Here is a 10522-nt window from a genome sequence, read left to right as displayed (position 1 = left end):
TTAAATTCCTTTGTATGGCGCAATACTGCTTTGAAGATGCAGGATCATGCTTTCTCGATCTTCGACAGGGCACCTCCACGTCAGTGAAATGCTTGTCACAAAATTGACGCTAATGCCACTTGTCGGGAGGTTGAAAATCCGTCGCGTACGATCGTGTCAAAATGATGTCGCTCGCTGTTAAAATGCGCGTCATCCCCCGTCCTGGGGGGTGCAGGTATGGGTGGCAGTCTGTTTTGTGGAGTAGTGCTGTGGGTCGTGCTTTAGCGGTGTATGTAGTAGCAATGGCCCTGGTGCTGGGGTGTTTTGCCTGGGCAATGACGGCGGTCTACAACTGAGCGCTCAGCACTTTTCGAACCTTCCCCGGACCCTGTTCAGTGGTCCTTCAGCGTTGTTTGTCCCGGCCCATGATCAGCAGGGCCTGGTTCAGCCATTGTCCGGGGTGGGTAGATCCCGTTCGGCGGCCTGGGCCTGGAACCAGTTCAATACGGTTTCGCAGGCCGGGTGCGCGGCGCCGCTGTCGCGCAGCCACAGGGCATAGACGCCACCGGTCTTCAGTGCTGCGCCGAAGGGTATCAGCAGGCTGCCCCGGGCGATCGAGTCCTGGGCCAGGATCAGGTCGGTCATGGCCACTCCCAGCCCTCGTGCCGCGGCGTCCAGGGCCAGGTCGTCGAGGTTGAACAGGATGTGCTTGTAGCTGCGAGGGGTCAGATCGTCCTGGGCTTGCAGCCAAGCGGTCCACTCCTGGCGGCTAATGGAGCCGTGGATCAGCGCATGCCCCGCCAGTTCCTCCAGGGAGCGCGGCGGCTGTTGCCCGTCACTCAACTGCGGTGCACATACCGGCACCAGGTACTCGTCGAACAGCAGTGTCAGCGGTCGTTCGTCCAGGCCTTCGGGCAGGTACAGCACATAGGCATCACAGTCGCCACCGGTGTCCACCAGGGCGCCCCCCACCGTCTCGATGGACAGGCACAGTCCGGGGTTGGCGGCGTAGAAGCCACTGAGCCGGGGCAGCAGCCAGCGCACCGCCAGGGACACGAAGATGCGGATACGGAACGGTCGGTCCAGGGGCGCCGGGGCCAGGCGTTCCTGCAGCGCTCCCAGGGACCGGAGAATCTCGCTGGCCACGCTGCAGGCATCGCGGCCCTGGTCGGTCAGTGACACTCGTCGACTGCTGCGTTCGAACAGGGTCACTCCGTAGTGCTCCTCCAGTTGCTGGATCTGCCGACTCACTGCGCTCTGGGTCAGGTGCAGGCGCGCGGCGGACTCGGTGAAACTCTGGGTCTGGGCCACGTTGAGCAGGGTCTGCAAGGCTTGCAGCGAGGGCAGTCGAAGAGGGTTATCCATGCGTTTTCCGAATAGATCAATGAATTAATAACGTTCGAAATCCAGCTTGGGTCGCCATAGATTGTGGGCATGTGGCGCCGGCGTGGATTCCCTGTTGAATGCTCCTGGCGCATGGATTGTGAAGGAGTGGCAGGCTTTGAACAATGTATGTGGCTGGATCGCCCTGGCGGGGGAAGCCCCTCAGCGGCCGACACTCAAGGGCGTGCAGAAAACCGACTGGCTGATCATCGGCGGCGGCATTACCGGCCTCTCGGCGGCCCACGCCCTGGCGCGGATGTTTCCCCAGCAGCGCATCGTCCTGCTGGATCGTCAGCGTGCGGCCCAGGGCGCCTCGGCGCGCAATTCGGGGTTTGTGGTCAGCCATGAACTGCCGGGTGCCGACGAACTGATCGACCGCCCTGGTTATCCGGCCTATCAGGTCGCCTCGCGGGTGGGTTTCGCCGCCGGCGAGGAGGTGCGCCAGCGTATTGCCGAACTGGCCATCGAGTGCGAGTTCAATGACGGCGGCTACCACTTCGCCGTGCATCAGCCCCAGCATCTGCAAGACAGTGCCGCGCGGGTCGCCACCTTGAATGCAGTCGGGGCTCAGGCCTGCTATCTGGAAGGCCCGGCGCTGCAGCAACGCCTGGGCAGCGCTTTCTATCAGCGGGCAATTCACTGCGCCGGTGGCAACGCCTTGCTGCAGCCGGCCAAGTACGTGAAGGGCCTGCTGCAAGCGTTGCCCGAGCGCGTGGATGTCTATGAAAACAGCCCGGTGGACGATCTGCGACCCGTGCCCGGCGAGGGTTGGCGGGCGCAGACCCGAGAGGGCGAGATCAAGGCGGCCCAGGTGCTGGCTTGTGTCGGCGCGTTCCTGCCTCGGGTTGGCGTCAAGCACAGCGGCACCTTTCCCCTGGAGCTGAGCGCCAGCATCACCCGGCCGCTGCCAGAACAACCCTGGCAGAGCCTATTGGACGAGCAGGGCTGGGGCGTGCTTTCCACCCTGCCGGGAGCGGCCACCGTGCGCCTGCTGCCAGGGCGCCGGCTGCTGATGCGCAATACCGTCGAATACCGCCAGCGTGACCTGGGACCGGCGCAGTTGGCGGTACGCCGCGAGGCACATCTGCGGGGTCTGCAAAAGCGCTTTCCCGGGATCACCGATGCCGATCTGCAATACACCTGGACCGGACACCTGAGCGGCACCCGCTCTGGCGAACCCTATTTCAGCCGGGTAGCCGAGGGCCTGCACACAGTGGCCGGTTGCAACGGCTCCGGGGTTGCCCGGGGCACCCTGTGGGGGCGGCTGCTGGCGGAAATGGCGGCCGGCGGCGACTCGCCGCTGTTGCGCGATGTGTTGTCCCAGGCCCGCCCCGGCTACCTGCCGCCGCGACCGTTTTTTGACATTGGAGCAAGCTTGCGCATGGGCTGGGAAGTGCAGCGCGCGCGACACGAACGTTAACCGTCGCGGCGAAAAATCGCCGCAATAATAAGAGCACAGAGGGCGGCAATATGATCAATCGCACCACTACGGCACTGTTATCCCTGGCCTTGTGCGCCACAGGCGCACAGGCGGCAGAAACAGTGAGCATCGCCAACTGGAGCGGCTACATCGCTCCCGACACCTTGAGCGAGTTCACCCAACGCACCGGCATCCAGACCACCTACGACGTGATCGACAGCAACGAGACCACCGAGGCCAAGTTGATGACCGGTGGCAGTGGCTACGATCTGGCCAGCCCGTCCAACCACTTCCTGCCGCGGCTGATCCAGTCCGGGGCAATTCAGCCCCTGGACAAGAGCAAGCTGCCCAACTGGAACAACCTCGATCCCAAGCTGATGAAGCTGCTGGAAACCAGCGACCCGGGCAACCGGTACGGCATTCCCTACATGTGGGTGACCGTTGGCATCGGCTACAACGTCGACAAGATCAAGGCGATCTTCGGCAACACCGATGTCACCCAGTCCTGGCAGATGCTGTTCAAGCCAGAGAACATCCAGAAGCTCAAGCAGTGCGGCGTAGCCTTCCTCGACAACCCGACGCAGATGGTACCCATCACCCTCAAGGCCCTGGGGCTTGATCCCCACAGCGAACGGCCGGCAGAGCTGAAGCAGGCCGAGGAGGCGCTGCGGGCCATCCGTCCTTCGATCCTCTACTTCCACCAGGCCAAGTACGTCAGCGACCTGGCGAACGGCAACATCTGCGTGGCCGTGGGTTTCAGCGGCGACGTGCTGCAAGCCATGGCCACCGCCCAGCAGGCGAAAAACGGCGTGAACATCGGCTACAGCATCCCTCGGGAAGGCTCTACCGTGGCCATGGACATGGTGGTGATTCCCAAGAACGCCCCGCACCTGGAAAACGCCTACGCCTACCTGAACTACCTGCTGGACCCCAAGGTTATCGCCAATATCAGCAACTTCGTGCAGTACGCCAACGGCAACGCGGCGTCCTTGCCTTACATCGAGCCACGGCTGCGTGACAACCCGGCCGCCTACCCGCCGCAATCGGTGCTCGACACCCTGTTCCCGATCAAGACCATGACCCCGGCCGGGATGCGCCTGAGCACTCGCCTGTGGACCCGGATCACCAGCGGCACCTGAGGGCAGGGGCGTTTCAAGCCACCGGAGCAGGGGCGCGCGGCAGAGGTGGGGAACTGTCATCTTCGGCTGATAGAACAGTGTATTTCCTACCACACCACAGCAAGCCTCGGTGGTGGGATCGGGCCGAGGAGATGCTGTCGCCAAGGATGCGCACTCATGCACAAGACACTGCTTATCGCTTCGCTGCTGCTATATGGGGCAGCGGCCCACGCCGCCGATCCCGCTGAAGTGCTCGGGCACGGCTTTGGCTCCCTGGGCTGCGTCGACCTGCAAGACCCCGACAGCAAGACCACCTGTGGTGCCCGGGCCTGGTCCAACGGCAAGGGCTGTCAGGGTTTGTCCAGCCAGGGCATGCGGGACAAATGCCTGGACGAGGCGCTGTATCCGCAGAGCCGCTCGACTCGCAGCCGTACCGCCAGGGCCAAGCCTCCTGCCCCTGCGGCGCAGGTTGCCATCCGGCACGCTATGGAGCCGCCTGCGCCGTTGTTGTCGGAGGGGGAGGCGAAGCGCTTGGAGGAGATGCTTGGGGTCAATGGCTCCAGGCGTTGAGTGGCATCAATGCAGCGCAGGTTTTTGTACACGCCTGTTGCTGTCTGTATGCTCCCGGCCCGGTGATTCGCTCCGGGGGCCGGAGCGGATGTAAGCAACCATGACTTGTCCGCTCTCGATAATGCGCAGGCGGCCCGCTGGAGAACATCAATCAATGGCCGGACCGACTGTCAGGGTGCTGTTGCCGCGCAAGATCGATGGTTTGGTCGAAAGCCTGGTACGGGCCTGCTTGGCCGAAGTAGCAGATCAGCCCTGGATGGGGACGGGATCGTTCTTCATTGAAGGCAGCCCCATGCTTTACGCGCTAGGGCCCGATTATCCAGAGGAACTGGCGGAATATGCCGGGCTGGCCGGGCCGTTGGGATGGCTCCCTGAAGGTATCCTGAGCCTGGCGGCCATGGATAAAGATCTGTTGGATCACCAACGGCTAGGACAGGCGGCGCTGGCGTTGGTCCGGCGCCTGGATGGCGTGGTGGCCTTCTGCGCCAGCATCCATGCCTACACCCGGGACAGCGAGTTTCTGGCGGGGCTGGCGATCATCGAGCATGAGGGCGAGAGCATTTTCAGCTCTGTGGACTTTGCGGCATGGTTGGGGCATCGGGATTTTCGACTAGTGAAATGATCCACGGCCACACGCCCGCACTGCCGCCCCGCCCGCCACCTTCCGTAGGAGCTGGCTTGCCAGCGAAGGCGGCCGTGAGATCGCTTTCGCCGGCAAGCCGGCTCCTACAGGGGAGAGGTCAGATCTTCTGTTGGTGTTCGGCGGCGTGCAGGCCCAGGTAGTAGGTCAGGTTGTCGTCGTTGATGCCCAGGGTGCCGAGAATCTGTGCCATGAAACTCACCGGTGCGCTGCCTGGGGCGGTGATCACGCGCTGGTCCGCGACGGCATGGGGCACCTCCTGATAGTGCGCGGCCCCGCCATAGTTCACTGCCAGCAGGTTGGCCGCCGAATTGGAGGTGTGCTTCACCGCGTCCAGCACCCCGGCCCGAGCCAGCTCGCGGGTGCCGTCGCAAATGCCGGCGATCACAATGTTGCGTGCCTGGGCAGCGCGCAGCAGGTTGCCGATGTCCGGCGCCTGGTCGCTCTGCCATACGCTCCCGCCGCAGACCATCAGCAGATCCACTTCATCCAGACGAATGTCTTCCAACGCCAGGTCCGGGGTCACCCGCAGGCCGCCCATGGAGGTCACGATGGCGCCCTTGGGGGAAGCATAACGGCAGTCGAAGCCATAGTAGCCACGACCGGTGGCGTTGATCAGGGCAGTTTCCCAGTCGGCGAAATTGTCGCAGATGATAGTGATGGCGCGGGTCACGTGGTTGTCCTTCCTTGGGGCAATGAGCATTGGCAGGGCGCCAGGGTAACCGGTTTTTCGGCTGGCGGATGGAGAAGCTTTTACTGCACAGGCGTAAATGTAGAAGTCTGTGGGACGACAGTGACAGCCGGCAATTGTCGTTGGCTTTTAAGGATGGGGCTCGCTTAAGATCCCGCGCCTTGACATCACTGAATACAGAGCAAGGCGATTCGTGAGTGAACCCATCAAAGGACTGAACATGTACAGCTTTCTGAACAGGACCCCGGCGCAGTGCGGGTTATGGGGCGGCATTCTTCTGGTGCTGTCCGGTTGCCAATCCGGCTCACCCAGCACCTTGCTATCCCAGGAAGAGCAGCAACAGCGGACAGATACGCAACTCTATGCCGCCACTGTACAGCAGGTGTTGCACCGCGAAAGCCTCAGGGCCAACCGCGAGAAACTGATGGGCAGCGTGGAGCTGGTCATGAAGTTCGATCGGCAGAATCAGGTCATCAGTTGTGAGGCGCAGAGCAGCTCGGCACCTAGCGCACAAGCCTATCCCTACAACACGAAGCTTGGGGAAATGGTCAAGGCAATCTGCTGGAATACGGTGTTTCCTCTAGCGCCTGCCACGGCTTTTGAGCCTGACGGCGTGCTGGAGGTCAAAGGGACTTTGATGTTCCCTCAGTTGACCCTGGAGTCCGAGCAGCTGAAGGCATTTGATTTCAAGGCCGTTCAATACGCCCAAAGTCATTTCTTCTGGGAACACACGCTGGCCCGCTTGCCGGTGGACAGCGTCGGGGTGGCCAGTTTCCAGGTCAAGGCCGATCCTCAGGGTCGTGTGCAGGAATGCTGGGTGAACCTGCGGGAAGTGCGTTACCGACCCGAGTCGTTCAAGCCTGACAATCAATTGCGCAATCGCGCCACAGAGCTATGTGAGCAGTTGGACTTGCGGCAGATGCCGGGTTTTTCGGTCGAGCAGGGCAAGGTGCAGCCGATCCACGCCAGCGTGTTTTACACACCGTGGAAAGGCGGGCCGAACAAGTCCGCGCGCCTTTCTCAGGCAAACGGCGGGGAGCGTTGAGCCTGGTTGTTGCTCAACGGTGAGCAGGTTTCACTAAAGCTTTTGCGATTGGCCCGCAGCCCCGCTAACGGCGATTACCCCTGCTGTGGCAGGAGCGAGCTTGCTCGCGAAGACGGTAGCTGGCGATTCCCCGCGGCCACGGGTATAACAGCGGCCTTTTCCCAAGGAGGCAGGGCCGATGTTCAAGTCAAAATGGTTGGGGTCGCTGGCAGCGCTGCTCCTGGCGCAAGGGGCACAAGCCGAGCCGGGAGCCAACTGCCAGGAGCAGAAGGTGCAGGGTCACAGCGCGCAAATGTGCCTGCTCCCAGGTGCTGCTTTTCAGCACGACACTTACCGCCTGATCGTGGATGGCAGTCTGATCTTCAGTCTGACTGACGACTTCGCCGAAGACGTCACCCTGGTTCACCGCATCCCCGCGGGACCTGCCGTGGAATACCCGCTCTCGCGCCAAGGCACCAGCAGCGTCACCCTCAAGGGCGGCTGCGTACCGGTGAGCGAGGGCAATCTGGAAGTGGCGCGGTTGTGCAACTTTCACTGGGGCAGCGTGCCAGTGGTCAAGGACGTGCGCTTCAACTTTTAACCCCACGCAGCTCTGTAGGAGCCAGCTTGCTGGCGAAGGCGGTGGCAGTCCTGCCCTTGGCTGCCGGAGATCCCGGATCGGCCTCCTCGATAAGCTCGTGCGGCGTGCGTAACTTGGCCTTCTGTCCTGTCTTGGGCTGGTAGTTTCCCACCTTCATTTGCCACGTCCACATTCTTTCCCCATTGAGCTGGCTTGGTTGCGATCACAGCGACTGCCTCTGATCGGTTTCACTGTGGCTTCTTATGGCTCGGCTAATATTTGCAATGGTAAGGCAGCTGTTGCTTTGAATGTTTGGACTACTTGAAATAGCTGCTTGTTATTAGGCTGGGGTTGGTGGCTTGTGGGTGTGTTTGTGGTGTCTGTGTTTGTTATCGGTCAGTTGTTTTGCCTTGTTTAAGCTCGTTAGGGAGAGTGCAAATGGGTAAGGATGATGCAGATAAGACTGAAAGTGATCTTAAGATGGAGGCTTATATAAGAAACGCCATTGAGCAGATTGCTGTAGATGCTATTAAAGATGCTGCGATTCGTGCTTTTCCTGTTCGGAAGGAACGTTACAGGGATCAACTGGTAAAGTACATTTTTGGCCCTGTTTTTGTCGGGGCGGCATTGGTAGGCGCCTTTTCTTTTTTCACCTCTTGCACAGCTTCAAAAATACAAGAAGATCAACAGAGGAGAGAGTTGCAGCGGGCGGAAAATATAGGTGTCTATCTCAAGTACAAACAGGCTCATAGATCGCGCTTGCTTCAAGGCTCATTGCTTGTATCTTCTTTGAAATGGGGGTTTACAACCGAGATTGTGAGTGAAAGAAAGCGTAACTATGATCTTGCGTATTTAAAGACAAATGAAATTTTCCCCGATGCGCGAGACTATCTTGGCAGGGTTGTGGTGCCTGCGGGCGTGGATAGCAAGGATACATATGACTTGACGATCGAGAAACTTCGTAATGTCACTACTGTGTATGATCTTGCGCTGACAGCTGGCTATGCTGTGAGAAATGATTGGGATCAGGGTATATGGACGGATCGCATAAGAAAAACACCTGATGTTGCGCTTTATAAGTTGAAAAGAGAACGCGACTGCAAAGTGAATAATACATTGATGCAATATCCGTATCATAAGAAGTTATATAATGCGACGGCCTTGAAAAATATATATACAAGTTGCACTGATGCTGTTTTTCAGCAGCTGGATGATGCTATACGAAAAGAGACTTCAAATAGTGTCGTTAAATTTTCGATCTGGAAGAAAAGCACCAGTGAAAAAATTGCCAAGGCCTGCGCACTTGAAGATGCAGAATTGAAAAAAGACGTGACTGAAGACTGCAGCAAGTCGGGCGAGGACATTGCTGCATCGAGCCCGAACGCCTTTCAGGTCAAGCGTTTGTAAAGCGCACTAGGTATTGAGCCTGAGGGAGGCATGCCAGGCTGATCCTCTTCGGGCAGTCTGGAGGGTAGGCGGGTCAGTCAATCCAGAAAATAATTTGCAGTAGGGTATTTACATTCAGCCTTGCGCTGAGCATCATCCGCGCCGTCTAAGTTTCGCTGCTGACCAGACAATTCCAGCCACCAAAAGGGTGGTTGTTTTGTTGCGTCCAAGAAAAGCAGTTGAAAATGACCAAGACTCCTCTGAAAAGAATTCAGCACAAGCTCGCCCGTTCCGGGGTGGCTATCGAACGCCTGAATTCCAATTCTCTCTCTATTTCTTCGATCAATGACGCCGGGCTCAAGGTGGATTTGCTGCTGCCCGATAGCTTTGCCATCGAAGAGAAAGCCATCCTCCAACTGATGGATTTCGCCAAGGTCGCCCACCCCCATGGCGGTGAAGTGAAGTGCGCCTGCGCCACGCCGGACTTCCACACAGGCAGCCCGATCCCGGTGGGCAGTGTGATCGTCACCAGCCACGACATGGTGGTGCCGCAAGCCATCGGCACCGACATCAATTGCGGGATGCGCCTGCACAAGCTGGGGCTGAACTACGAGCAGTTCATGGCGCAGAAAGCCAAGTGGACCGCCCTGGTCCGTGGCGATCTGCTGGAGGGCACGCGCAATATCCCCACCAGCCCAACGGCCATGACCGCGCTGTTTCAAGCCGGGCTGGGGGACTTCTGGGCCCAGGTGCAGCAGCAGGACCCCATCGGGTTGTTTGCCGGGGCGGATTTCGCCCAGTTGCAGCGTGAGTTGTCGGGCCTGCATGAGTCGTCCTTCACCCGAGGCAGCGCCGACTACGCGCCTGAAGCCTTGCAGGACCGGTCGCGGAAAATCCTCCGCGACCCGGGCCTGGGCTCCCTGGGCGGCGGCAACCACTTTGTCGAGATCCAGGTGGTCACCGAGCTGGTGGACCGTCAGGCCTGCTTTGCTCAGGGCCTGTCCGTGGGGCAGGTGGTGATGATGATTCACACCGGTTCCCGGGACGTAGGCTTCTATGTCGGGCGGCGCTGGATGGACAAGGCCAAGGCTCTGTGGCCGGAGGGGATCAAGCACCCCGACTCGAAGATCTTCGCCCTGTTTGGCGAGATGGCCGACGAGTACCTGCTGGCCATGCACAGCGCCGCCCATTACGCCGACGCCAACCGTGCGCTGATCGCGGAAATGGTGCGCCAGCGCACCCGGCAAGTGTTTGGCGCGTGCATCGAGGCGCCGTTGATTGTCGATGTTCCGCACAACATCGTGCTGCGCGAAGAAGGCGGTAATGTGCACCGCAAGGGCGCCACACCGGCTTATGCCGGGCAGCCGCTGCTGATTCCGGGGAGCATGGGGCATGACTCCTACCTGCTCACCGGGTTGGGTAACGAGCGCTGGCTGCGCTCGGCCAGTCATGGTGCCGGGCGTTCCATGTCCCGCAGCGAGATCGTGTTCAAGGCCAAGAAGGACAAGGCTTTCCTCGGTTTGCAGGGGGTGGAGTGCATCACCACCAAGGAAGAACGGATGATCGAAGAAGCACCGGGGGCCTACAAGGAAATTGGCCAGGTGATCCAGTCCCAGGTGGAAGAGGGCACGGTGTCGGTGATGGCGCGGTTTTCGCCGATCTTGACCTTCAAGGCTTAAGCTTGCAGGGACTGTGGGGCGGGGATGGTTTTCGGGTTTGCCGTGCAACTGT

General features: G+C 60.0%; 10 protein-coding genes. 8 read left to right on the top strand and 2 right to left on the bottom strand.

All coding sequences use genetic code 11. From position 1 onward, the window contains the following. Window positions 1–423 precede the first annotated feature (423 nt). On the bottom strand, window positions 424–1344 hold the full coding sequence (locus FW796_RS17060; protein WP_404937171.1) for a LysR substrate-binding domain-containing protein: 921 nt from the start codon (window positions 1342–1344) through the stop codon (window positions 424–426). A 136-nt stretch (window positions 1345–1480) separates the two neighbouring features. Between FW796_RS17060 and FW796_RS17055 the strand changes: the two genes are divergently transcribed. From FW796_RS17055 to FW796_RS17040, 4 genes are all read left to right on the top strand, one after another. Further along, window positions 1481–2782 carry an NAD(P)/FAD-dependent oxidoreductase gene (locus tag FW796_RS17055; RefSeq protein ID WP_346636218.1) on the top strand — a complete coding sequence of 434 codons (1302 nt, stop codon included), beginning with the start codon at window positions 1481–1483 and terminating at the stop codon, window positions 2780–2782. A gap of 50 nt (window positions 2783–2832) precedes the next feature. Then, window positions 2833–3921 carry a polyamine ABC transporter substrate-binding protein gene (locus FW796_RS17050; protein WP_346636219.1) on the top strand — a complete coding sequence of 363 codons (1089 nt, stop codon included), beginning with the start codon at window positions 2833–2835 and terminating at the stop codon, window positions 3919–3921. 156 nt (window positions 3922–4077) lie between these two features. Then, window positions 4078–4470, top strand: a complete 393-nt coding sequence (locus FW796_RS17045) for a hypothetical protein (RefSeq protein WP_346636220.1) — start codon at window positions 4078–4080, stop codon at window positions 4468–4470. Window positions 4471–4570: 100 nt separating this feature from the next. Beyond that, the gene (locus FW796_RS17040) at window positions 4571–5092 is read left to right on the top strand and encodes a DUF6368 family protein (RefSeq protein WP_346636221.1); all 522 of its coding nucleotides are present in this window, start codon (window positions 4571–4573) and stop codon (window positions 5090–5092) included. Between the two features lie 118 nt (window positions 5093–5210). On the opposite strand, the gene FW796_RS17035 is transcribed toward FW796_RS17040, so the two are convergent. Next, window positions 5211–5783 (bottom strand): type 1 glutamine amidotransferase family protein, encoded by a 573-nt coding sequence (locus FW796_RS17035; RefSeq protein WP_346636222.1) that lies wholly within the window; start codon window positions 5781–5783, stop codon window positions 5211–5213. A 238-nt stretch (window positions 5784–6021) separates the two neighbouring features. On the opposite strand from FW796_RS17035, the gene FW796_RS17030 reads away from it, so the two are divergent. The 4 genes from FW796_RS17030 to FW796_RS17015 all read left to right on the top strand — a co-directional run bounded on the left by FW796_RS17030 (window position 6022) and on the right by FW796_RS17015 (window position 10470). Further along, window positions 6022–6846 carry a hypothetical protein gene (locus tag FW796_RS17030; protein WP_446439621.1) on the top strand — a complete coding sequence of 275 codons (825 nt, stop codon included), beginning with the start codon at window positions 6022–6024 and terminating at the stop codon, window positions 6844–6846. 178 nt (window positions 6847–7024) lie between these two features. Then, entirely contained in the window at window positions 7025–7426 is a 402-nt protein-coding gene (locus FW796_RS17025; protein WP_404937165.1) for a hypothetical protein, read from the top strand. A gap of 417 nt (window positions 7427–7843) precedes the next feature. Continuing rightward, window positions 7844–8812, top strand: a complete 969-nt coding sequence (locus FW796_RS17020; RefSeq protein WP_346636225.1) for a hypothetical protein — start codon at window positions 7844–7846, stop codon at window positions 8810–8812. A 224-nt stretch (window positions 8813–9036) separates the two neighbouring features. Continuing rightward, window positions 9037–10470, top strand: a complete 1434-nt coding sequence (locus tag FW796_RS17015; RefSeq protein WP_446439620.1) for an RtcB family protein — start codon at window positions 9037–9039, stop codon at window positions 10468–10470. Window positions 10471–10522 lie beyond the last annotated feature (52 nt).

It is taken from the genome of Pseudomonas sp. 910_21 (genome assembly GCF_052850735.1).
This window is presented reverse-complemented; position numbering and strand designations above follow the sequence as displayed.